General features: G+C 70.6%; 21 protein-coding genes. 11 read left to right on the forward strand and 10 right to left on the reverse strand.

Going from position 1 to position 21,516, the window contains the following annotated elements; all coding sequences use genetic code 11:
• Positions 1-56: 56 nt before the first annotated feature.
• The 3 genes from HA039_RS24285 to HA039_RS24295 all read right to left on the reverse strand — a co-directional run bounded on the left by HA039_RS24285 (position 57) and on the right by HA039_RS24295 (position 3,285).
• Positions 57-1,058: a ketoacyl-ACP synthase III gene (locus HA039_RS24285; RefSeq protein WP_167033383.1), complete on the reverse strand. Its 1,002-nt coding sequence runs from the start codon at positions 1,056-1,058 to the stop codon at positions 57-59.
• 14 nt (positions 1,059-1,072) lie between these two features.
• A complete protein-coding gene (locus tag HA039_RS24290) occupies positions 1,073-2,014 on the reverse strand; it encodes an ACP S-malonyltransferase (protein ID WP_167033385.1) in 942 nt (313 codons plus the stop codon).
• 89 nt (positions 2,015-2,103) lie between these two features.
• On the reverse strand, positions 2,104-3,285 hold the full coding sequence (locus HA039_RS24295; RefSeq protein ID WP_161311900.1) for a PucR family transcriptional regulator: 1,182 nt from the start codon (positions 3,283-3,285) through the stop codon (positions 2,104-2,106).
• 75 nt (positions 3,286-3,360) lie between these two features.
• Here HA039_RS24295 and HA039_RS24300 point away from each other — a divergent pair, with 75 nt between their 5' ends.
• Complete coding sequence (locus tag HA039_RS24300) at positions 3,361-4,059, forward strand: pirin family protein (protein WP_167037526.1); 699 nt, start codon at positions 3,361-3,363, stop codon at positions 4,057-4,059.
• Positions 4,060-4,102: 43 nt separating this feature from the next.
• Here HA039_RS24300 and HA039_RS24305 read toward each other — a convergent pair whose 3' ends face one another.
• Together HA039_RS24305 and HA039_RS24310 are read right to left on the reverse strand one after the other, a co-directional pair.
• Complete coding sequence (locus HA039_RS24305) at positions 4,103-4,921, reverse strand: serine hydrolase domain-containing protein (protein ID WP_167033387.1); 819 nt, start codon at positions 4,919-4,921, stop codon at positions 4,103-4,105.
• Between the two features lie 17 nt (positions 4,922-4,938).
• Positions 4,939-5,430, reverse strand: coding sequence for a GNAT family N-acetyltransferase (locus HA039_RS24310; RefSeq protein WP_167033389.1), 492 nt, complete (start codon positions 5,428-5,430; stop codon positions 4,939-4,941).
• Positions 5,431-5,515: 85 nt separating this feature from the next.
• Between HA039_RS24310 and HA039_RS24315 the strand changes: the two genes are divergently transcribed.
• Both HA039_RS24315 and HA039_RS24320 read left to right on the forward strand, forming a co-directional pair.
• Positions 5,516-5,980, forward strand: coding sequence for a MerR family transcriptional regulator (locus HA039_RS24315; RefSeq protein ID WP_167033391.1), 465 nt, complete (start codon positions 5,516-5,518; stop codon positions 5,978-5,980).
• A 6-nt stretch (positions 5,981-5,986) separates the two neighbouring features.
• A complete protein-coding gene (locus tag HA039_RS24320; RefSeq protein WP_167033393.1) occupies positions 5,987-7,015 on the forward strand; it encodes an aldo/keto reductase in 1,029 nt (342 codons plus the stop codon).
• Positions 7,016-7,051: 36 nt separating this feature from the next.
• Here the strand turns inward: HA039_RS24320 and HA039_RS24325 are convergent, their stop codons facing one another.
• The 3 genes from HA039_RS24325 to HA039_RS24335 all read right to left on the reverse strand — a co-directional run bounded on the left by HA039_RS24325 (position 7,052) and on the right by HA039_RS24335 (position 10,120).
• Entirely contained in the window at positions 7,052-7,960 is a 909-nt protein-coding gene (locus tag HA039_RS24325) for a DUF4429 domain-containing protein (RefSeq protein ID WP_167033396.1), read from the reverse strand.
• Positions 7,961-8,016: 56 nt separating this feature from the next.
• The gene (locus HA039_RS24330; RefSeq protein WP_167033398.1) at positions 8,017-9,237 is read right to left on the reverse strand and encodes an alpha/beta hydrolase; all 1,221 of its coding nucleotides are present in this window, start codon (positions 9,235-9,237) and stop codon (positions 8,017-8,019) included.
• A gap of 175 nt (positions 9,238-9,412) precedes the next feature.
• Positions 9,413-10,120, reverse strand: a complete 708-nt coding sequence (locus tag HA039_RS24335; RefSeq protein ID WP_243869718.1) for a TetR/AcrR family transcriptional regulator — start codon at positions 10,118-10,120, stop codon at positions 9,413-9,415.
• A gap of 126 nt (positions 10,121-10,246) precedes the next feature.
• Here HA039_RS24335 and HA039_RS24340 point away from each other — a divergent pair, with 126 nt between their 5' ends.
• Entirely contained in the window at positions 10,247-11,854 is a 1,608-nt protein-coding gene (locus HA039_RS24340) for an MFS transporter (RefSeq protein ID WP_167033400.1), read from the forward strand.
• A gap of 179 nt (positions 11,855-12,033) precedes the next feature.
• On the forward strand, positions 12,034-12,414 hold the full coding sequence (locus HA039_RS24345) for a peptidase inhibitor family I36 protein (RefSeq protein ID WP_167033402.1): 381 nt from the start codon (positions 12,034-12,036) through the stop codon (positions 12,412-12,414).
• A 187-nt stretch (positions 12,415-12,601) separates the two neighbouring features.
• Here HA039_RS24345 and aceE read toward each other — a convergent pair whose 3' ends face one another.
• The gene (gene aceE / locus HA039_RS24350; RefSeq protein ID WP_167033404.1) at positions 12,602-15,346 is read right to left on the reverse strand and encodes a pyruvate dehydrogenase (acetyl-transferring), homodimeric type; all 2,745 of its coding nucleotides are present in this window, start codon (positions 15,344-15,346) and stop codon (positions 12,602-12,604) included.
• A gap of 414 nt (positions 15,347-15,760) precedes the next feature.
• Here aceE and HA039_RS24360 point away from each other — a divergent pair, with 414 nt between their 5' ends.
• The 6 genes from HA039_RS24360 to HA039_RS24385 all read left to right on the forward strand — a co-directional run bounded on the left by HA039_RS24360 (position 15,761) and on the right by HA039_RS24385 (position 20,403).
• A complete protein-coding gene (locus tag HA039_RS24360) occupies positions 15,761-16,198 on the forward strand; it encodes a DUF3052 domain-containing protein (RefSeq protein WP_161310881.1) in 438 nt (145 codons plus the stop codon).
• Between the two features lie 120 nt (positions 16,199-16,318).
• Entirely contained in the window at positions 16,319-16,786 is a 468-nt protein-coding gene (locus tag HA039_RS24365; RefSeq protein WP_167033406.1) for a peroxiredoxin, read from the forward strand.
• Between the two features lie 152 nt (positions 16,787-16,938).
• Positions 16,939-17,514, forward strand: a complete 576-nt coding sequence (locus tag HA039_RS24370) for a TerD family protein (protein WP_161310879.1) — start codon at positions 16,939-16,941, stop codon at positions 17,512-17,514.
• Positions 17,515-17,693: 179 nt separating this feature from the next.
• Positions 17,694-18,269 (forward strand): TerD family protein, encoded by a 576-nt coding sequence (locus HA039_RS24375; RefSeq protein WP_161310873.1) that lies wholly within the window; start codon positions 17,694-17,696, stop codon positions 18,267-18,269.
• 50 nt (positions 18,270-18,319) lie between these two features.
• Positions 18,320-19,468, forward strand: a complete 1,149-nt coding sequence (locus tag HA039_RS24380) for a DUF475 domain-containing protein (RefSeq protein WP_167033408.1) — start codon at positions 18,320-18,322, stop codon at positions 19,466-19,468.
• A 194-nt stretch (positions 19,469-19,662) separates the two neighbouring features.
• Positions 19,663-20,403, forward strand: coding sequence for a TerD family protein (locus HA039_RS24385; protein WP_167033410.1), 741 nt, complete (start codon positions 19,663-19,665; stop codon positions 20,401-20,403).
• A gap of 56 nt (positions 20,404-20,459) precedes the next feature.
• Here HA039_RS24385 and HA039_RS24390 read toward each other — a convergent pair whose 3' ends face one another.
• A complete protein-coding gene (locus HA039_RS24390; RefSeq protein ID WP_167033412.1) occupies positions 20,460-21,347 on the reverse strand; it encodes a TerD family protein in 888 nt (295 codons plus the stop codon).
• Positions 21,348-21,516 lie beyond the last annotated feature (169 nt).

Below are 21,516 nucleotides of genomic sequence, written 5' to 3' on the forward strand. Positions count from 1 at the left end.
CCTTCGATATTCAGCAGAGGGATATATGGGAACACGTACCGGAGGCTCCGGCGTGACTAGGGGAGGGTAACGACCGTCGCGGCGTACACGAGACCCGCCCCGAAGCCGATGACGAGCGCCGTGTCGCCGCTCTTCGCCTGCCCGGTCGCCAGGAGCCGCTCCATCGCGAGCGGGATCGAGGCGGCCGAGGTGTTGCCGGTGGTCTCCACGTCACGGGCGACCGTGACGCTGTCCGGCAGCTTGAGAGTCTTCACCATCGAGTCGATGATCCGCATGTTCGCCTGGTGCGGGATGAAGACGTCGAGTTCGGCGGAGGTGATGCCCGCCGCGTCGAGGGCCTGCTGGGCGACCTTCGCCATCTCGAAGACGGCCCAGCGGAAGACCGCCTGGCCCTCCTGCGTGATGGCCGGGAACTTCTCCACCGTGCCGTCGCGGTACGCGTCCCACGACACGGTCTGCTTGATGGTGTCGGACTTGTCGCCCTCGGAGCCCCAGATCGTGGGACCGATCATGGGCTCCTTCGCCGGGCCCACCACGACGGCGCCGGCGCCGTCGCCGAACAGGAAGGCCGTGGCCCGGTCCTCCAGGTCGGTCAGGTCGGAGAGCCGCTCCACGCCGATGACGAGGACGTACTCCGCCGAACCCTCGACGACCATGCCCTTGGCGAGGGTCAGCCCGTAGCCGAAGCCGGCGCAGCCCGCGGAGATGTCGAAGGCGGCGGGCTTCCCCGCGCCGATCGCGTCGGCGATCTCCGTGGCGATGGCCGGGGTCTGCTTGAAGTGCGAGACGGTGGCGACGATCACCCCGCCGATCTGCTCGGGGGTGATCCCGGCGTCGGCGATGGCCTTGCCGGACGCCTCGATGGACATCGCGGCCACGGTCTCCTCGGGGGAGGCCCAGTGGCGGCTCGTGATTCCGGAGCGGGAGCGGATCCACTCGTCGGACGAGTCGATCGTCTCGAGGATCACCTCGTTGGGCACGACCCGGGTCGGGCGGTAGCCGCCGACGCCCATGATGCGCGCGTACGGAGCACCCTTGCTGGGCTTGATCTTCGACATGCTCTCTGGCTCCTTTAGTCAGCCGTGGAGGAGTGCTCGGCGATCAGGGTGCGGGCCGCGTCGAGATCGTCGGGGGTCTTGAGGGCCAAGGTCTTCACGCCGGGCAGGGCGCGCTTGGCGAGGCCGGTCAGGGTACCCCCGGGGCACAGCTCGATCAGCGCGGTGACGCCCCGCTCCTGGAAGGTCTCCATGCACCGGTCCCAGCGGACCGGGCTGGCCACCTGGCCGATGAGACGGGTCAGCACGTCGGCGCCGGTGGCGACGGCCTGACCGTCCTTGTTCGAGACGTACGGTACGGCCGGGTCGGCGGGGTCGAGCGCGCGGGCGGCCTCTTCGAGGACCGAGGACGCCGGGGCCATGTGGTGCGTGTGGAACGCGCCGGCGACCTTGAGCGCCACGACACGCCGTACGCCCTCCGGAGGGTTCGCCTCCAGCGCCGCGAGCTGTTCCAGGGTGCCCGCGGCCACGATCTGGCCGGACCCGTTCACGTTCGCGGGCGTCAGCCCGAGCGTCTCCAGGTGCGCCACGGTGGTGTCGGGGTCGCCCCCGAGCAGCGCGGACATCCCGGTTTCGGTGACGGCGGCGGCGTCGGCCATGGCCAGGCCGCGGGTGCGCACGAGCCTGATGGCCGCCTCGTCCGTGAGGACACCCGCGAGGGCGGTGGCGGCCAGCTCACCGACGCTGTGGCCGGCGACCGCGCCGACGTCACGCGCCAGGTCCCCGGTGTCCGGGAAGAGTTGACGGGCCGACAGCAGCGCGGAGGCCACCAGCAGCGGCTGGGCGACGGCCGTGTCGCGGATCTCGTCCGCGTCGGCCTTCGTGCCGTAGTGGACGAGGTCCAGGTCGATGGCGGCCGACCAGGCCCGCAGCCGGTCTTCGGCGCCGGGCAGATCGAGCCAGGGAGACAGGAAGCCGGGCGTCTGAGCGCCTTGGCCGGGAGCGACGAGTACGAGCACCCTCACACTCTCTCTTGTGGATGGCCTTCACCGCCCGTGACGACAGGGACGAAGAACCGTCGGGGGAATTGTTGGAGTACGACAAAAGTCTAGGACTGGGCCTCCCGCTCGGCCAAGCGCCCGAGGATGAGGGCGATCCGGAGCGTGAACGCGGAGCGTACGTCGGAAGGCGACCATCCGGTGACGTCAGTCACTCGTCGGAGCCGGTAGCGCACGGTGTTGGGATGGACGAAGAGCATCCTGGCGGCGCCCTCCAGACTGCTCGCCTGCTCCAGGTAGACACTCAGAGTCTCCAGGAGCGCCGAGCCGGCCTCCTCCAGCGGTCTGTAGATCTCCTCCACCAGCTGGTCCCGCGCGGCCGGGTCGGAGGCGATCGCGCGCTCCGGCAGCAGATCGTCGGCGAGGACCGGGCGCGGGGCGTCCTGCCAGGCGAAACACGCCTTCAGGCCGGCCGCTGCGGCCTGCGCGGACTTCGTCGCGGCCAGCAGGTCGGGGGCCACGGGCCCGGCCACGACGGGCCCCGCCGCGTACGGTCCGATCAGGGCCTTGGCGACCTGGAGCGGGTTGTCGCTGCCGCCCGCGATCACCACCAGCCGGTCGCCGAGCACCCCGGTGAGGACCTGGAGCTTCGCGTGCCGGGCGGCCCGGCGGATCGCCTCGACGGTCAGCTCGCTGTCCCCGTCGGGGGCCGTGCCGAGCAGCACGCAGACGTGCTCGGGGGCGTTCCAGCCGAGCGCCGCGGCCCGGGAGACCGCGCCCTCGTCGGCCTCCCCGGAGAGGACCGCGTTCACCACGAGCGATTCGAGCCGGGCGTCCCACGCCCCGCGGGCCTCGGCGGCCTGTGCGTACACCTGTGCGGTGGCGAAGGCGATCTCCCGCGCGTAGACGAGCAGCGCCTCCCGCAGGACGGACTCGTCGCCGGGGGCCGCGACCTCCTCGATCGCCGTCTCCATGACCTCGATGGTCGTCCGTACCATCTCGACCGTCTGGCGCAGGGTGATCGCCCTGGTCAGCTCCCGCGGGGCCGTGCCGAAGACGTCCGTGGAGATGGCCTGCGGGGTCTCCGGGTGGCGGAACCACTCCGTGAAGGCGGCGATGCCCGCCTGCGCGACCAGCCCGATCCACGAACGGTTCTCCGGCGGCATCGCGCGGTACCACGGCAGCGTCGCGTCCATGCGCGCGATGGCGTTCGCGGCGAGTCGCCCGGCGGACTGCTCCAGGCGGCGCAGTGTCGCGGGGTGGGAGTGGGCTACGTTCGCTGGTTCAGGCACGGGGACAAGACTGCCTTATCGGTACGGGTGAGCGAGCCGCCGGGGCGCTCGGCATCCCCTACGGTGGGACCTGTGATGCGAGTCGTGCGCGCAGAGGAGCGTTACCGGGGCGGCGATCCCTCCGCCGGTATCGAATCCTGGCACGCCCTGTCCTTCGGACGGTTCTACGACCCGGACAACCTGCGCTTCGGCGCGGTGATCGCCTGCAACGAGGAACGGCTCGCGCCCGGCGCCGGTTTCGGCGAACACCCGCACAGCCACACGGAGATCGTCACCTGGGTCGCCGAGGGCGAGCTGACGCACCGCGACTCGGCCGGTCACTCCACCGTGGTCGGGGCGGGCGACGTCCAGCGCCTCAGCGCGGCGGCCGGGGTACGGCACGTGGAGCGCAACGACGCCGAACTGCCCCTGGTGTTCGTGCAGATGTGGCTCGCGCCGCTGGAGCCGGGCGGGGAGCCCGGGTACGAGATCGTGCGCGGCATCGCCGACTCCACCCCGTACGCCCTGCCGCAGGCCGGGGCGATGCTGCACGTACGCCGGCTGCGCGCGGGCGAACGCGCCGCCGTGCCGGACGCGGCGTTCGTGTACGTCCATGTCGTCCGCGGCCGGGTCCGGCTGGACGGCGAGGAGTTGGGCCCCGGCGACTCGGCGCGGGTCACGGACGCGAAGGGCCTGGACGTGACGGGCCTGGACGCGGCGGCTGCGGCGGGTACGGAGACCACCGGCGGCCCGGTGGCGGAGGTCCTGCTGTGGGAGCTGTCGGGCCGGTCCTGAGAGCCCCCTCGCGCCGCGCCCGCCCCTCGGTCGGTACGGAGCGTCAGCCGGTCCGCAGTTCGGCCAGCACCGCGTCGGTGAACGGCGGCCACGCCTCGATCGCCCAGGGGCCGAAGTCCCGGTCGGACAGGGCGACACAGGCGGCTTCCGCGTCCGGGTCGACCCACAGGAACGTACCGGACACGCCGAAGTGCCCGAACGTGCGCGGCGAGGACGAACCACCCGTCCAGTGCGGGGACTTGCCGTCGCGGATTTCCAGGCCGAGGCCCCAGTCGTTGTTCTTCTGCCGCCCGTAGCCGGGCAGGATGCCGCCCAGCCCCGGGTGGACGACCGTCATGGCCTCCAGCACCGTGCGCGGGTCCAGCAGGCGGGGCGCCTGGAGTTCGGCCGCGAAGCGGACCAGGTCGTCGACCGTCGAGACGGCCGCCCTGGCCGGCGAGCCGTCCAGTGTGGTGGACGTCATACCCAGCGGTTCGAAGACCGCCTGGCGCACGTACTCCCCGAACGGGATGTCGGTGGCCTTCGCGACATGGTCGCCCAGCGCCTCGAAGCCCGCGTTCGAATAGATCCTGCGGGTGCCGGGCGGGGCCGTCACCCGGTACTCGTCGGCGGCCAGTCCGCTGGAGTGCGCGAGCAGGTGCCGGACGGTGGAGCCCTCGGGGCCGGCCGGCTCGTCGAGTTCGACCGCGCCTTCCTCGTACGCCACGAGCACCGCGTACGCGGCCAGCGGCTTGGTCACCGAGGCCAGGGGGAAGCGGTGCGAGGTGGGACCGTGCGACCCCACGACGGTGCCGTCCGCCCGCACGACGGCGGCGGCCGCGGTCGGCACGGGCCAGTTCTCGATCAACGCCAGACTCTGCATGGAACGAGCGTAGAGCGCTACAGCGTGAGCCTCATGGCGGGGTCGGGGGTACGGACGAAGCCCAGCGAGGCGTAGAGCGGTTCGCCGTCGCGGGACGCGCGCAGGTCGATCTTCCGGACCCCGCGGGCACGGAACCAGTCGAGCAGCGCCTCCACGCAGGCCCGCGAGTAGCCGCGGCGGCGCAGGTCCGGGTCGGTGGCGACGCTGAACACGTAACCGCTGACGCCGGTGGGGTTGGCGGGGCTGCCGAGGCGGTACTCGACCACGCCGACGGCCGTCGACGCGAGCGCGCCGGGGGTGCCGGGGCGGTCCACGACAAACGCGGCCAGGTCGCCCGACGGGTCCGCGAGCCTCGTCCTGAGCGTGTCCACGGCGGCGGGCTGCCAGCTGAGGTCCGTGACCGGCCCGAGGTGGGAGTCGAGCATCACCGTACGGAGGCGGACCAGTTCCCCGGCGTCGGCGGGGGTGGCGGGTCGTGCGAGGGGCGGGGCGGGTCGTACGAGGGTCATGCGGAAACGCTAGCCGCGCCCGCCGCGAATCTCGTCCCATTATCCCCTTGCTTGGAGTGCACTCGAAGGTTCTAGCGTGTGGGCCATGACGCTGATGGAGACCAGCCCCGCCGTGACGCAACCTGTCGACGTCTGCACCGCGCCGCCGCGCCCCCACCCGTGTCCCGACGGCCGGGACCGGTACACGATCAGCCAGGTCGCCGCCTTCACCGGGCTGACCGCGCACACCCTGCGCTGGTACGAGCGGATCGGGCTGATGCCGCACGTCGACCGGTCGAACACCGGGCAGCGCCGGTTCTCCAACCAGGACCTGGACTGGCTGGAGTTCGTCACCAAGCTGCGGCTGACCGGGATGCCGGTCGCGGACATGGTGCGGTACGCCGAGCTGATCCGGGTAGGCGAGGAGACGTTCGAACAGCGGCAGGAACTGCTGGAGCGGACCCGGCGCGACGTGATCGACCGGATCCGCGAACTCCAGGACACCGTCGCCGTGCTCGACCACAAGATCAGCTTCTACGCGGATGCCCGTCGGGCGCCGGAAAGGGTCTGAAGACCCATGAGCGACAGCACGGTCACCACCCCCTTGACGCAGGTACGACTCGGCACCGCGGGCCCCGACGTGGGCGCGCAGGGATTCGGCTGCATGGGCCTGAGCGAGACCTACGGGCCCACCACGGACGTCGTGGAGGCACGGGCGACACTGGAACGCGCGCTGGAACTGGGCGTCACGCTCTTCGACACCGCGGACGTCTACGGGCAGGGCGGGAACGAGGAGTTCGTCGCCCCCTTCGTCCAGGCGCACCGCGACGAGATCGTGCTGGCGACCAAGTTCGGCCTGGGCGTCTCCCCGGCCGACGGGTCCAGGACGATCCGCAACGACCGGGCGTACCTGCGCGCGTGTGTCGAGGGCAGCCTCACGCGCCTCGGCGTCGACGTCATCGACCTCTACTACATGCACCGCCGGGACGTGGACGTGCCCATCGAGGAGACCGCCGGGGCCATGGCCGAGCTGGTGGCCGAGGGCAAGGTCAAGCACCTCGGGCTGAGCGAGGTCACCGCCGGTGAACTGCGCGCCGCGCACGCCGTGCACCCGATCGCGGCGGTGCAGTCGGAGTGGTCGCTGTTCAGCCGCGACATCGAGGAGCGGATCGTGCCGGCCGCCGTCGAGCTGGGCGTCGCGCTCGTGCCGTACTCCCCGCTCGGCCGGGGCTTCCTGGCCGGCTCGTTCGTCAACGCCGAGCAGGAACTGGGCGAGGACGACTTCCGGCGCCGGCAGCCGCGCTTCAACGGGCCGAACGCCCGCGCGAACGCAGCGCTGCTGGGGCCCGTACGCAAGATCGCCGAAGGCCGCAACGCCACGCTCGGGCAGGTCGCGCTGGCCTGGGTGCAGCAGCGGTCGGCGATCCACGGCCTGACCGTCGTCCCGATACCGGGGACGCGCACCCGCGCCCGGGTCGAGGAGAACACCGGTGCCACGCGGCTGGTCCTGACGGACAGCGAACTGGACCTCCTGGAGCCGATCGCGGCCCGCGTGGCGGGCGGCAGGTCGGCGGACCCGGCGTTCGTGTCGGCGGGCCGCGAGTAGCCGAGGGCGCCGCCCGGCCACCGGCCGGGCGGCCTCTCACAGCTCCGCCAGCAACTCCGCCTTCTTCGCGCTGAACTCGTCGTCCGTCACCAGGCCCGCCTGGTGCAGTTCCCCGAGGTGGCGGATCCGTTCCGCGACGTCCGCCGGGTCGCTGCGGGCCGCCGCCACCGCGTGGACCGGTACCCGCGGCGGGCCGGGGGCCGCCCCGGCGGCCCGTACCGCGTGCAGGACCGCCGCCGCGAACGGCAGGGACTCGTGCACCGGGCCGTAGCCGAGGCCGAAGACCACCGCCGCCGGGTCGTGGTCGGCCTGGGCCGGCCGCGGGGCGCCCGGCAGGTCCGCGCCCCGGCCGTCGCGCGGCAGCAGCCGCAGGTAGCCGTCGAAGACCTCGGGGGAGCGCCACTCGACGCCCTGGAGGTCCCTGACCGGGAAACTCTGGTCGCCGGCCTTCCACTTGGCGGAGGACGCGCCCGTCCACGACCAGCGGAAGGACACCTGCTCCCCGTCGAAGACGGCCTTGCCGTCGAACGCCTTGAAGGTCCTGGGCCGTTCCGGGGGCTCCACCAGGAACCGTTCGGCGGCCTCCGCCCGCTCCCGAGCCCCGGGCCCGTCCGCCAGCGCCGCGCGCAGCTCGTCGGCGTAGTACTCCGCGAGCGTCTCCCGCTCGGCCGGCAGCACCAGCCGGTACGGATCGCTGCTCCCCCTGAGCTGACCGGCGGCCGCCTCCATCAGCGGATCGGCGCCCGGCCTCGGCACCGCGTGCAGCACGACCGTCCCGCGCTTGCCGGGGGAGAGGGTCACGGAGGACAACGCCGCGTGCGGGACACGGCGTTCACCGAGGGCCTGGAAGAGCTTCGGCGCGCGTATCCCCCGTTCGAAGCGGACGAGCACGGAATCGCTCTCGAACTCCCAGGTGGCATGAATTCCGCCCAACACATCACCCATGTGGCACATCGTAGGCGCCGCGCGCCGCCGCGTCGCCTGCCGCAACCGGGGGAGTTCTACGCGCGTCCGATCCCGTCCGCCCGGAGGAGGCCGCTCCGGCAGTCCGCGTCCGCGTCGGCGCACCGCACCGCGCGGTACGACCCGACCCCGATGTCGGCGAAGTTGTCGAGGCTGTCCGTGCCGGGCACGAAGTACCCGCTGTGCCCGATCGCCCCGTCCGCCGACAGGATCCGCGCGCCGAAGTGCCCGCTCACCGGGTCCGCGCCGTGCCCGAGCCCGCCGACGGCCAGGTACGGCACGTCCTGGATCCAGTCGTCGCGGTCCCGCATGGCCCACACCCGGGCGGTGGTGTGCAGTTGGGCGGCGTTGCCGACCCGCATCCCGGGGCTGCCCGCGACCGCCACGTCCGTGACCCGCGCCGGCATGTCGTCGGCGGCGACCCCGCACACGACGGAGCCGTAGCTGTGGCAGAAGAGGGAGACCTCCGACCGGCCGGGCAGTGCCCGGACGAGCGCGGTGAGCCGTACGCCGCCGGCCTCCGCGAGCTTCCCGATGGCCGCGTCCATGCCGAGGCCGGCGGGCGCGGTGTAGTCGGCCCAGGCGATGACCGCGGTACGGGCGGCGGGGTCCGCGTTCCGCTCCGCCGAGTACAGCGCGTCGGCCATCCCGGCCGGCGCCGAGTACTTGCGTTCGGTCCGCTCGAAGGTCAGTACGTTCGTGTCGACACCCGGGACCACGATCGAGACGCGGTCGGCGTGGTCCAGGTCCCCGAACACCTCGGCGGCGCGACCCTTGCCCGACGGGTCGAAGGAGAGCATCCGCCGGTCCTGACGGAGCATCGACGTGTAGCGGTTCATCGTGCGCCCCGCCTGCCTGCGCCCGTCGGGCGACAACCGGACGTCGTGGGTACGGCGCCGCTCGACCTCACGCGCCTGACGGATCGCCAGCCGGTTGGCGAGATAACGCAGCGTCACGGGAGCACCGTTGAGGTTGCCCACGACGAGCGGGTACCTGCGGGCCAGTCCGGACTGCTGAGCGGCCGTCAGCGAGGTGAAGAACGCGGCGATCCGCTTCGGCGGGGCGTCCGCGTCGGGGAGGTGCCGGGTCCCCATACGGCCCCGCTCCCACGCGGAGACGGCGATCTCCATGGGCTCGCTGGGGCCTCGGTGATGGCGTACCGCGGTCCATCCGGTGGTGGCCAGGAGGACGAAGACAACGGCGAGCGCGAGAAGCATGCGCCAGGCGCTGAACGGGGGATCAGTTTCGAAGGAAGTCACTAACTACCAGCCTAGGACGCGCGTAGGTGCCCTCGTGGCGAGGGTGAGGCACATCACGCGCAACGAAGGAATGAACCGACGGTAACGTCACCATGGGTACGCGCGGCGCGTACGCTCCGGCGCGCGACACGCGTGCATGTCACCGAACATGACGTCCCGTGAGGTCGGATCGGCCCTAGGAGAAGGGGTCCTGGGCGGGCGGAGCCGTACGGACCGGGGGAGTGTCCCCGTCCGGCCGCCGCCAGTTCTCCGCGAGCGCGGGACCCAAATGGTCCAAGTACGTCTCCGACAGCGCGCCCAGTGACTCCACGCTCGTGTCGTGGCCCTGGCCCCACAGCCGGCCGGTCACCCGCATGACCCCGGTGAACGCGGCGACGGCCACCCGCGGCCGGGGATCGGCGTCCACGTCGAGCCCCTCGCGGTCCGCGACGAGGCGCGCGATCTCCTCGTCCAGCTCGACGGAGCGCCGCAGGTGCGCGGCGAGCAGCGCGGGGGTCGACTCGATCAGCTGGTAGGTGCGCATGTGCAGTTCGACGGGGACGACGGCCTCGATCGCCTCGCCGACGCCCTGCCAGGCCGAGGTGACGGCTCGTCGCATCGCCTCGAACGGGCCCTCGGCGGCGGGTCGTACACGGAGGGCCTCGACGAACCGGCCCTCCACCATCCGTACGACGCTGAAGACGACCTCCTCCTTGCCGGCGAAGTAGCGGAAGAAGGTGCGCTGGGAGACCTCGACGGCGTCCGTGATCTCGTCGACGGTGGTCTGTTCGTACCCCTGTGTGGTGAACAGTTCCAGTCCCACGCGCAGCAACGCGTCACGGGTGCGCTGTTTCTTGCGGGCGCGCAGACCGACCGGATGCCCGGTCACCGTTTCGTGCACCACCGATTGGTCCTCGTTCCACCGCTTCACACCGCTTTGACCTGCTCAGTGTATCTGTGAGCTACGTGACAGTTACCGACTTGTGAATTGGTTTGTCAACTGTCAGTGGCTGACACTAGCGTGCTCGGTATGACTAGTCAGACCACCGTCGACAAAGCGCCGCAGACCCCGGAACCCCCGGCATCGACGCCCGCCTCAGGGCTGCGCGGCCACCCCTGGTTGACTCTCTTCTCCGTGGCCATCGGCGTGATGATGGTGGCGCTCGACGGCACCATCGTGGCGATAGCCAACCCGGCCATCCAGAAGGACCTCGGCGCGAGCTTCGCCGACGTCCAGTGGATCACCAACGGCTACTTCCTCGCCCTCGCCGTGGCCCTGATCACGGCCGGCAAGCTCGGTGACCGCTTCGGCCACCGCCAGACCTTCCTCATCGGCGTCACCGGCTTCGCCGCCGCCTCGGGCGCCATCGGCCTCTCCCACAGCATCGCGCTCGTGGTCGCCTTCCGGGTCCTCCAGGGCCTCTTCGGCGCGCTGCTGATGCCCGCCGCCCTGGGCCTCCTGCGCGCGACCTTCCCCGCCGAGAAGCTGAACATGGCCATCGGCATCTGGGGCATGGTCATCGGCGCCTCCACCGCCGGCGGCCCGATCATCGGCGGCCTGCTCGTCGAGAACGTCAGCTGGCAGTCGGTCTTCTTCATCAACGTGCCGGTGGGCGTCGTGGCCCTGGTGATCGGCGTCGTGATCCTCAAGGACCACCGCGCCGAGAACGCGCCGAAGTCGTTCGACGTCCTCGGCATCCTGCTGCTCTCCACCGCGATGTTCTGCCTGGTCTGGGCGATCATCCAGGCCCCGACCTGGGGTTGGGGCTCGGGCCGTACCTGGCTCTTCATCATCGGCTCCCTCGTCGCCTTCGGGCTCTTCGCGTTCTGGGAGACCAAGGTCAAGGAACCGCTCATCCCGCTGGGCCTGTTCCGCTCCGTGCCGCTCTCCGCCGGTGTGGTGCTGATGGCGCTGATGGCCATCGCCTTCCTCGGCGGCCTGTTCTTCGTGACCTTCTACCTCCAGAACGTGCACGGCATGAGCCCGGTCGACGCCGGCCTGCACCTCCTGCCGCTCACCGGCATGATGATCATCGCCTCGCCGCTGGCCGGGGTGGTCATCACCAAGGTCGGCCCCCGCATCCCGCTCGCGGCCGGCATGATCTTCACCACCGTCGCCATGTTCGGCATGTCCACGCTGGAGACAGGCACCAGCAGCTTTGTCATGTCGATCTGGTTCGCCCTGCTCGGCATGGGCCTCGCGCCGGTCATGGTGGGTGCGACCGAGGTCATCGTGGGCAACGCCCCGATGGAGCTGTCCGGCGTCGCGGGCGGCCTCCAGCAGGCCTCCATGCAGATCGGCGGCAGCCTCGGTACGGCCGTCCTCGGCGCGGTCATGGCCTCCAAGGTCTCCCACGACCTGCCGGACAACTGGACCGGCGCGGGCCTGCCGCCGCTCACCCCGGACCAGGCCGACAAGGCCGCCGAGGCCGTCCAGGTCGGCGTGCCCCCGGTGGCGCCCGGCACCCCCGCCGAGATCGCCGCGAAGATCACCACCGTCGCGCACGACACCTTCATGTCGGGCATGGGGCTGGCCTGCCTCGTCGCCGCCGGCGTCGGCGCCGTGGCGGTCTTCGTCGCGCTGCTGACGAAGCGGGGCGACAACGCGGCCGCCGCGGACGCGGGGGTGCACATCTGACGTCAGCGCCGGGCTGACCCGACGTCAACTCCGCTCCCCGTACGGCCCCGCCGGAACCTTCCGGCGGGGCCGTCGCCTATCCGGGTGGTGAACCCCCGGGCCCCTTCCCCGGCGGGTCCGGCGCAGGTCAGGGTACGTATCACCAGCAGGACCACGCACGACGACGGGGGATGATCCGCATGCGCGGAACCACACGCACGAGCCTGTTCACCCTGGGGGCGCTGCTCGCCGCCACCACCTTGCTGCCGGCCGAGGGCGCCAGCGCCGCACCACCGCGCCTGGGGACCTGCGCGGCGGGCGAGTTGTGCCTCTGGGGGAAGGACGACTTCACCGGGTCCCGGTGGATCCACGAGCTGTCGGGACTCGACGTCGACAGCTGCGTACCGCTCCCGCCGGGCGCCACGGCCGCCTCGCTCGCCAACCGCACGGGACGGCCCGTGACGACGTACCAGTCGGCGGAGTGCGCGGAGACGGGGGAGTTCGAGACGTACCCGGGCGGCGGCACCTGGGTACCGCGCTCGCCCTACCGGGTCCGGGCGTTCAAGGTCTGGGAAACCTGACGGGACCGCATGTTTGGGTGGCTGAGCGGGGGTAGCCGGAGGGTGCGGGCCCCCGCTCGTGCGGCCGCGGAGGTCGCGGACCGGGCCGGCCCGCGGGAGACACCCGGCGCGCCCCGAAGCCGGGGTCGGCGACACGAAGGGCGGCGGGACCGAGGTCCCGCCGCCCTTCGGCGTGCCACAGGTACGGCTACGCGTCGCCGCCCGCGGGGCCCGGGTCCGCCGCCGCAGTGTCCAGCAGCTGGTAACGGTCCACCGCCTGCTTCAGCACCGAGCGGTCGACCTTCCCCTCCCGCGCCAGCTCCGTGAGGACCCCCAGCACGATCGACTGCGCGTCGATGTGGAAGAAGCGGCGGGCCGCGCCGCGCGTGTCCGCGAAGCCGAACCCGTCCGCGCCCAGCGACTGGTACGTACCGGGCACCCAGCGCGAGATCTGGTCCGGCACGGACCGCATCCAGTCGGACACCGCCACGAACGGCCCCTGCGAGCCGGACAGCTTGCGCGTCACGTACGGGACGCGCTGCTCCTCCTCCGGGTGCAGCAGGTTGTGCCGCTCCACGTCGACCGCCTCGCGGCGCAGCTCGTTCCAGGACGTCGCCGACCACACGTCCGCCCGGACGTTCCACTCCTCGGCCAGCAGCCGCTGCGCCTCCACGGCCCACGGCACGGCCACGCCCGACGCCAGGATCTGCGCCGGGATCTCGCCCCGCTCACCCTGCTTGAAGCGGTGGATGCCCTTGAGGATGCCCTCGACGTCCACGTCGGCCGGCTCCGCGGGGTGCTGGATCGGCTCGTTGTAGACCGTGAGGTAGTAGAAGACGTCCTGGCTCTCGCCCTCCACGGGCGCGCCGTACATCCGGCGCAGGCCGTCCTTGACGATGTGCGCGATCTCGAAGCCGTACGCGGGGTCGTACGCGACACAGCCCGGGTTCGTCGAGGCCAGCAGCTGCGAGTGGCCGTCCGCGTGCTGGAGACCCTCACCGGTCAGCGTCGTCCGGCCGGCGGTCGCGCCCAGTACGAAACCGCGCGCGAGCTGGTCGGCCATCTGCCAGAACTGGTCGCCGGTCCGCTGGAAACCGAACATCGAGTAGAAGACGTAGACCGGGATCAGCGGTTCGCCGTGCGTGGCGTACGCCGAGCCCGCCGCGATCAGCGAGGCCGTACAGCCCGCCTCGGAGATGCCGTCGTGCAGCATCTGGCCCGTCGGCGACTCCTTGTACGCGAGCAGCAGCTCACGGTCCACGGACTCGTACTGCTGGCCCAGCGGGTTGTAGATCTTCGCGCTCGGGAAGAACGAGTCCATCCCGAACGTGCGGTACTCGTCCGGGGCGATCAGCACGAACCGCTTGCCGATCTCCTTGTCCCGCATCAGGTCCTTCAGCAGCCGTACGAACGCCATCGTCGTGGCGATCGACTGGTGCCCCGAGCCCTTGCGCACCGCCGCGTACGTCTTGTCCTCGGGCAGTGCCAGCGGCTTCGCCCGGACGACCCGCGTCGGTACGTACCCGCCCAGCGCGCTGCGCCGGTCGTGCATGTACTGGATCTCCTCCGAGTCCCGGCCCGGGTGGTAGTACGGCGGCGCGCCGTCCTCCAGCTCCTTGTCCGTGATCGGCAGGTGCAGCCGGTCCCGGAAGCCCTTGAGGTCGGCGGTGGTGAGCTTCTTCATCTGGTGGGTCGCGTTGCGGCCCTCGAAGTTCGGCCCCAGCGTCCAGCCCTTGACCGTCTGCGCCAGGATCACCGTCGGCTGGCCCTTGTGGGCCTTGGCCGCCGCGTACGCCGCGTACACCTTCTTGTGGTCGTGGCCGCCGCGCCCCAGGTGCAGGATCTGCTCGTCGGTCATGTTCTCGACCATGGCGCGCAGCCGCTGGTCGTCACCGAAGAAGTGGTCGCGGATGTACGCGCCGGTCTCGGTCGCGTACGTCTGGAACTGGCCGTCCGGCGTGGTGTTCAGCCGGTTGACCAGCACGCCGTCGCGGTCCTGCGCGAGCAACGGGTCCCACGAGCGGTCCCAGACGAGCTTGATGACGTTCCAGCCGGCGCCCCGGAACTGCGACTCCAGCTCCTGGATGATCTTGCCGTTGCCGCGGACGGGGCCGTCCAGCCGCTGGAGGTTGCAGTTCACGACGAAGGTCAGGTTGTCCAGGCCCTCACGGGCGGCGATGGACAGCTGGCCCAGCGACTCGGGCTCGTCCATCTCGCCGTCGCCCAGGTACGCCCAGACGTGCGAGGCGGAGGTGTCGGCGATGCCGCGCGCCTCCATGTAGCGGTTCATCCGCGCCTGGAAGATCGCCCCGAGCGGGCCCAGGCCCATCGAGACGGTCGGGAACTCCCAGAAGTCCGGCATCAGCCGCGGGTGCGGGTAGCTGGACAGGCCGTACGGCGCCTTCGACTTCTCCTGGCGGAACGCGTCGAGCTGCGCCTCGCTCAGCCGGTCGAGCAGGAAGGCGCGGGCGTAGATGCCGGGGGAGGCGTGCCCCTGGAAGAAGATCTGGTCGCCGCCGTCGCCGCCGTCCTTGCCCCGGAAGAAGTGGTTGAAGCCCACGTCGTAGAGGGACGCGGAGGACGCGAAGGTGGCGATGTGGCCGCCGACGCCGATCCCCGGGCGCTGCGCGCGCGAGACCATCACGGCCGCGTTCCAGCGCGTCGCGTTGAGGACCTTGCGCTCGATCTCCTCGTTGCCGGGGAAGAACGGCTCGTCCTTGGTGGCGATGGTGTTGACGTAGTCCGTGCTGCGCATCTCCGGCACAGCCACCCGCTTCTCGCGGGCCCGCTCGATCAGCCGGAGCATCAGGTAACGGGCGCGCTCACGCCCGCGCTCGTCGACGGCGGCGTCGAGCGAGTCGAGCCACTCCTGGGTCTCTTCGGGGTCATAGTCCGGGACCTGGCTGGGAAGGCCGCCAATGATGATCGGGCTGCGATCGGATCCGGAAGCCACGCTGTTCCTTCGCTGTTCGGTCGAGTCGTGCCGCTGCACGGGGTCGATCCATCGTGTACCGCGGCGGCGGATACGTCACCTCTACTGCGGGGTAACCCGCCTTCTACCGCGAGGTAACCCCCTGAATCGCAACCTTACGCCCGCGCCGTCCCCGAGTTTCGTTCGATCGGCGGGACCCGAATGGCGTACCGATCCGGCATAACATTGCAAAGAAGGGCGAAAAGTGTGGTGGGCATCACAGGAGGCGGTGTCGAAGTGGCAGGAGATGCGACGAAGGGGCCCGGAACGTCACCGTTTCGGCGGTCTCGGCCGCCGGGTACTTGCGCGATCCGCCCCGCCCGTGTGGACTACGGCCAATGCCCCGCGTACGCGCGCGGCTGACGCATTTCCCAAAACATGATCAGGAGGCAATCCGTGAGCGCGACCGCGGACCACGCGGAGGAACGGACCAACCTTGCCGCAAGGCTGGGGTTCGAACCCGGACAGGTGGTCCAGGAGATCGGCTACGACGACGACGTCGAGCAGGAGCTCCGCGAGTCCATCGAGGCCCTCATCGGCCAGGACCTCGTCGACGAGGACTACGACGATGTGGCGGATGCCGTCCTGCTCTGGTTCCGTGACGAGGACGGCGACCTTACGGACGCGCTGGTGGACGCCATCGGTCTGATCGAGGACGGCGGTGCGGTCTGGCTGATGACGCCGAAGACCGGCCGTGATGGCTATGTCGAGCCGAGCGACATCAACGAGGCCGGCCAGACAGCGGGCCTGTCCCAGACCCGGAGCGTGAGCGCCGGCAAGGACTGGACAGGCAGCAGGCTCGTCACGCCCAAGGCGGCGAAGTCCAAGCGCTGACACTCCGAGCGCCGCATCCGAGCGCGCAAGCCGCAGCAGTCAGCAGCCTTCGAAGGCAGCTCTGAGGGCCCCCGCCGACCCCGGTCGGCGGGGGCTCCGTGCGCCCGTAGGCTGTACGCCATGGCCATCGAGGTGGGCGCGACCGCCCCGGACTTCGCGCTGCGGGACCAGCACGGGCGGACGATCCGGCTCTCCGACCTGGTCGGGCACGAGGACGCCGTGAACGTGGTGCTCGTCTTCTACCCCTTCGCCTTCACGAGCGTCTGCACGGACGAGATGCGGGCCCTGCGCGACGGGCTGCCCGCGCTCGTCGCCGACGACACCGTGCTCCTCGCCGTCTCCAACGACTCCGTCCACACCCTGCGGGTCTTCGCCGACCAGGAGGGGCTGGAGTTCCCGCTGCTCTCCGACTTCTGGCCGCACGGCGAGGCCTCGCGGGCGTACGGCGTCTTCGACGAGGAAAAGGGGTGCGCGGTGCGCGGGACGTTCATCATGGACAAGGAGGGCGTGGTGCGCTGGACGATCGTCAACGGTCTGCCGGACGCCAGGGACCTCCAGGATTACGTCCAGGCACTCGGCGCCCTCTGAATCCGTCCGGCCCCCCGGAAATCGCACGGTCGCCGGGAACCGGTCACTAGGATCCAGTCGTTGATCCGATGCCAACGCTCCAGGGGGCGCGCGGCCCGCGGCGTGAGTCGCCGACCATGGTTGCCGGCCCCGAGAACACATAGGGAGGACTCGTGGGAGTCAGCCTCAGCAAGGGCGGAAACGTCTCGCTGACCAAGGCCGCGCCCAACCTGACCGCGGTCACCGTGGGTCTGGGCTGGGACGTCCGTACGACCACCGGTGGTGACTTCGACCTCGACGCCAGCGCGCTGCTGACCAATGCCGAGGGCAAGGTCGCCACCGACGGCAATTTCGTCTTCTTCAACAACCTCAAGAGCCCGGACGGCTCCGTCGAGCACACCGGTGACAACCTCACCGGTGAGGGCGAGGGGGACGACGAGGCGATCAAGGTCAACCTCGCCGCCGTCCCCGCCGACGTCGACAAGATCGTCTTCCCTGTCTCGATCTACGAGGCCGAGAGCCGCCAGCAGTCCTTCGGCCAGGTGCGCAACGCGTTCATCCGCGTCGTGAACCAGGCCGACAACAGCGAGCTCGCGCGGTACGACCTGAGCGAGGACGCCTCGACGGAGACCGCGATGGTCTTCGGCGAGCTCTACCGCAACGGCGCGGAGTGGAAGTTCCGCGCCATCGGCCAGGGGTACGCCTCGGGCCTGCGCGGCATCGCCCAGGACTTCGGCGTCAACGTCTGAGCAGCCGACGTCCGAGCAGTCCGCGTCACCCGCTCCACCCGTGTCCGGCGCCGCACGTTCCCGTGCGGCGCCGGACACGTCTGGCCCGAACGGCATGAACGGGGCGGGAACGGGCATGACGTCAGGCGCGTCATGCCAGGCAGTACGGCATCACACCACCATGGGGAGGACTCACCGTCATGGGCGTCACGCTCGCAAAGGGAGGCAATGTCTCCCTCTCCAAGGCCGCACCCGACCTCACCCAGGTGCTGGTCGGTCTCGGCTGGGACGCGCGCTCCACCACCGGAGCGCCCTTCGACCTCGACGCCAGCGCGCTCCTCTGCCAGTCGGGCCGGGTGCTGGGCGACGAATGGTTCATCTTCTACAACAACCTGACCAGCCCGGACGGCTCCGTCGAGCACACCGGCGACAACCTGACCGGTGAGGGCGACGGCGACGACGAATCGCTCCTGGTCGACCTCTCCAAGGTGCCGGCCCACTGCGACAAGATCGTCTTCCCGGTGTCGATCCACGACGCCGACAATCGCGGCCAGACCTTCGGCCAGGTGAGCAATGCCTTCATCCGGGTGGCCAACCAGGCGGACGGGCAGGAACTGGCCCGGTACGACCTCAGCGAGGACGCCTCCACGGAAACGGCGATGATCTTCGGCGAGCTCTACCGCTACGGCGGCGAATGGAAGTTCCGGGCGGTAGGACAGGGGTACGCGTCCGGTCTGCGGGGCATCGCTCTAGACTTCGGGGTCAACGTTTCGTAAAGCAGAGCTCTGCGCGGGGGAAAACCTCGTTAAACCAGATGGGGTAGCCAGTGATCCTGAAAACCTTTGGCTGGTCGTTCGCCATCACGGCGGTCGGCCTGGCCTTCGCGGCCTGGCAGTGGGGGTGGGAGGCGTTCGGGATCGTACTGATCCTGTCGATCCTCGAAATCTCCCTGTCGTTCGACAACGCGGTCGTCAACGCCGGGATCCTGAAGAAGATGAATGCCTTCTGGCAGAAGATCTTCCTCACCGTGGGCATCCTCATCGCGGTGTTCGGCATGCGGCTGGTGTTCCCCGTCGTCATCGTCGCCATCAGCGCCAAGGTCGGTCCGATCGACGCGGTTCAGCTCGCGCTCGACGACCCCGACCGCTACAAGGCCCTCGTCACCGACGCGCACCCGGGGATCGCCGCCTTCGGTGGAATGTTCCTGCTGATGATCTTCCTCGACTTCATCTTCGAGGACCGGGACATCAAGTGGCTCGGCTGGCTGGAACGCCCGCTGGCCAAGCTCGGCAAGGTCGACATGCTGTCCGTCTGCGTCGCGCTGATCGCCCTGCTCGGCACCGCGCTGACGTTCGCCACCCACGCGCACACGAGCACGGGAACGCAGGACAAGTCGGCGACGGTCCTGCTCGCCGGGGTCGCCGGCCTGATCACCTACCTCGTCGTCGGCGGCCTCTCGGCGTTCTTCGAGAACCGCCTGGAGGAGCAGGAGGAGCAGGAGCACGAGGCGGAGGAGAAGGCCAAGGCCGAGGGCAAGGAAGTCTCCGCGATCGGCCTCGCCGGCAAGGCCGCGTTCTTTCTCTTCCTCTACCTGGAGGTCCTCGACGCCTCCTTCTCGTTCGACGGGGTCATCGGTGCCTTCGCCATCACCAACCAGATCTTCTGGATGGCGCTCGGACTCGGCATCGGCGCGATGTACGTCCGGTCGCTCACCGTCTACCTGGTCCGCCAGGGCACCCTGGACGACTACGTCTACCTGGAGCACGGCGCGCACTACGCGATCGGTGCGCTCTCCGTGATCCTGCTGGTCACCATCCAGCACTCGATCAACGAAGTGATCACCGGACTTGTCGGGATTGTTCTGATCGCCGCCTCGTTCTGGTCCTCCGTGCGCCGTAACAAGGCGCTGGAGGCGGCGGGCGGTGACGAGGACCGCAAGGACCCGGACGAGGACAAAACAGCGGTCAGCGTCTGATCCGTACCTGATCCGTACCCGGCCCTTGCGGGACCCGTGCTCCGGTGAGCCCGTGGTGAGCCCGGCCCCGCCGGGTGTGACAGGACGGGGAACGAGGGAACGCTCCGGACGGGGCGGCCGGGAGGCGGAAGCCTCGCGGCCGCCCCGTTGTTCGGTGTGTTGCCGGTGAGTCGACGACGAAGTTGGGGTGGGACATGGCCTTCTGGGACAACCTGTGGCAGGGGGGACGCGCGTCGCAGTTCGATTCGGGGAGTTCGCACACCAACTCCATCGAACTGACGAAGCGCCGTCCGTCGGTCTCGCTCTCCAAGCAGGGCGCGGCGGCGGGCAATCTGCGGGTGAACCTCTCCTGGCGGATGCGTACGTCCGACATCGGGGGCCGGTCCAAGCAGAGCGGCCGGCTGCTGCGCCACCCGCTGAAGCTCTTCCAGCCCGAGGTGGTGCAGGCGCACACCCAGGGGTTCGTCAACGTGGACCTCGACCTGGGCTGCATGTACGAACTGGCCGACGGCAGCAAGGGCGTGGTCCAGCCGCTGGGCAACTTCTTCGGGGACCTCAACGCGGCGCCGTACATCAAGCTCAGCGGCGACGACCGGTTCGGCGGCTCCTCCGGCGAGACGATCTTCATCAACCTCGACCACCACGAGGAGATCAAGCGGCTCCTGGTCTTCGTCTACATCTACGACCAGACGCCGGCCTTCGACCGTACGCACGCCACGATCACGCTCTACCCGAGCAACGGGCCGCGCGTCGAGATCGAGTTGGACGAGCACGCGCCGCAGGCCCGGTCCTGCGCGGTGTTCTCCCTGGAGACCGTCAAGGGCGAGCTGATCGTTCGCCGGGAGGTGAAGTTCGTCTACGGCTTCCAGGCGGAGCTGGACCGGCTGTACGGCTGGGGGCTGCAATGGGGGCGCGGCTACAAGACGAAGACCTGAGCATGGCCGTCGTACGAACCCGTCCCGGACGGGCCCCCGGGCCCGTCCGCCGGTGCCTAGGAGTTGAGGAACTGCGGGCCCATCGGCGGCAGCCGGAAGTTCGGGTCGGGGGCGGGCGCGGCCGCTGCGGCGGGCTGCGGGTACCCGTACGCGGGCTGCGGCGACGCGGCCGGCTGCGGATAGCCGTACCCGGACGGGTCGCCCCCGGCCGCCGGCTGCGGGTAGCCGTACGCGGGCGGCTGCGAGGGCAGCGGCGGCTGGGGTACGTACGCGGGGGCGGCGGGCGGCTGGACGGCCGTCACCGGGCCCGGTCCCGGCCAAGCGGCGGTCGCCTGATCGTCGGGGGAGGGCGCGGCCGGCTCCGGGGCGGAGTCGGCGGGATCGGCCGTGTCGTCCACGGAGACGCCGAACGCCGTCGCCAGGCCGATCAGACCGCTCAGGTAGCCCTGCCCCACCGCCCGGAACTTCCAGGCGTCCCCGCGCCGGTACAGCTCGCCGCAGATGACCGCGGTCTCGTCGCCCGTCTCCGGCTGGACGTCGAACACGGCCAGCGGCTCGCCGTCGGCCACGTGGGCGTCGTACAGCAGGATCCGCAGGTCACGCACCTGCCGGAAGGTGCCCGCCTCCTCGCCGTCGTCGTCGCAGGACGCCGCGAGGACCACTTGGTCCACCGAGCGGTCGAGCGCGCCGAGGTCCGCCTCGACGGAGTCGGTCAGCCCCTCGCTGACCTGCTTCTTCGACAGCCGCCTGACCAGCCCGGAGGGGTGGCGGGGCTGGTTGTAGAACACGAAGTCGTCGTCCGAACGCACCCGGCCGTCGGTCCCGAGCAACAGGGCCGAGGCGTCCACGTCGGGGACCCCGGTGCCCGGGGACCAGCGCAGCACGGCCCGTACGGCGGTGGCGTCGAGCGGGACGTTCGAGCCCTTCAGCATCGCGTGCGTCATGCGGGCCATCCTGCCTTCCCCAGGGCGGCGGGGACAACGTGGGATCGGGCTCCATGTCCAGGACACAGGCACGAAGCGGACGAGTTACCTGGATTTCACGCACACGGGGAACTCTTGACACCTGTCCATACGTACTATTACCGGCCACATGTCCAACCGGCCACACCGG

Source organism: Streptomyces liangshanensis, assembly GCF_011694815.1.
Lineage (GTDB): Bacteria > Actinomycetota > Actinomycetes > Streptomycetales > Streptomycetaceae > Streptomyces > Streptomyces liangshanensis.